The organism is Tepidiphilus sp. HLB4 (genome assembly GCF_054823945.1).
Map to the genome: position 1 here is coordinate 1 of NZ_JSYB01000001.1, position 1,145 is coordinate 1,145.

At 59.7% G+C, this 1,145-nt stretch carries 1 protein-coding gene and 1 pseudogene; one reads left to right on the plus strand and one right to left on the minus strand.

Annotation, left to right across the window (positions count from 1 at the left end):
* Nucleotides 1-523: phosphonate ABC transporter ATP-binding protein (locus OA56_RS00005; RefSeq protein ID WP_461583052.1), on the minus strand; the 523-nt coding region annotated here is incomplete at its 3' end.
* Nucleotides 524-643: 120 nt separating this feature from the next.
* On the opposite strand from OA56_RS00005, the pseudogene OA56_RS00010 reads away from it, so the two are divergent.
* Nucleotides 644-919 (plus strand): annotated as a pseudogene (locus OA56_RS00010) (transposase); the annotation flags it as partial.
* Nucleotides 920-1,145 lie beyond the last annotated feature (226 nt).

Here is a 1,145-nt window from a genome sequence, read left to right on the forward strand (position 1 = left end):
CCACGCAATCGTCCGGGACCTGACACCTAGCTATGCCTACGCGCTGCTGCTGCCCCCCAGACAAGGCATCAGCCCGGGAGAGCGCCTTTTCGAGCAGCCCGACACGCTCAATCACTGTGAGCGCCTCCAGCTTGTCCTTCTTGCTCCACGGCCATAGCGAAGCGAATGCACCCCTGTCACCGAGCTTTCCCATCAGAACATTCCTGAGGACCGACTGACGTCCAATCAGATGATGCTGCTGGAAAACCATCCCACAGCGCTTGCGGTGCTCTCTCAGCGTCTTTGCGTTGACTACCCCACCTGCCAGGCCAGGTATCGATACCTCGCCTTTTGTGGGCAGCACCAGTCCATTGATGCTTCGTAACAAGGTGGACTTCCCTGCGCCCGAGGCGCCCAGAAGCACCAAAAACTCTCCCTGCTTCACATCCAGACTCGTCGGGTGCAAGGCCACGGTCGAGTCACCGTAGCGGACGGAAACTCCCTTGAGACTCAGAACGACGTCTCGGTCCTTCTCCAACTTCATGTTGTTACCTTTGCAAGTTTCTGCCTGCGTGCAGTTTATTCGTGGAATGTGTCATCAATATGAAACTTGGACCCCGAAAAATAGGGGTATCTATAGATAACACCTATGTCTGGACTCACGCTCATCAAGGCGGCAGCACCCCAGGCGCGCGACTTCACCAACCGGCGCGTGCGCAAGCCCGACGGGCAGGACGAGGCCGAGCGGCTGCGCAACCGCACCAAGAGCCGCACTCGGGCGCGCGTGGAGCACCCGTTTCACGTGCTCAAGCGCCTGTGGGGGTTCGTCAAGGTGCGCTACCGCGGACTTGCCAAGAACGCCAACCGCGTCTTCACGGCGCTAGCGATGGTCAATCTGTATATGGCCGCGCGGCGCGTGCCGGCGTTGGTGCGCCCATAGTGCGCCCAATGCGGGCCAGGTGGCCCGAAAACGGGCCCGCAGGGGCCGCCAGAGCGAGCAAAATCGTGCCGCCCAAGCCCGTACAGCCCGCATCGCTACCCCTGCTGCAACTTGATCAGCGTTTCCCTAGGGAACCTCTGCACTACCCCGCCCACTCGTTCGTGGCGACGAGTTCAGGGTCAATATCGTTTCGTAGGAGGTTGTGCAACCTTTTTTCTGTAAATTT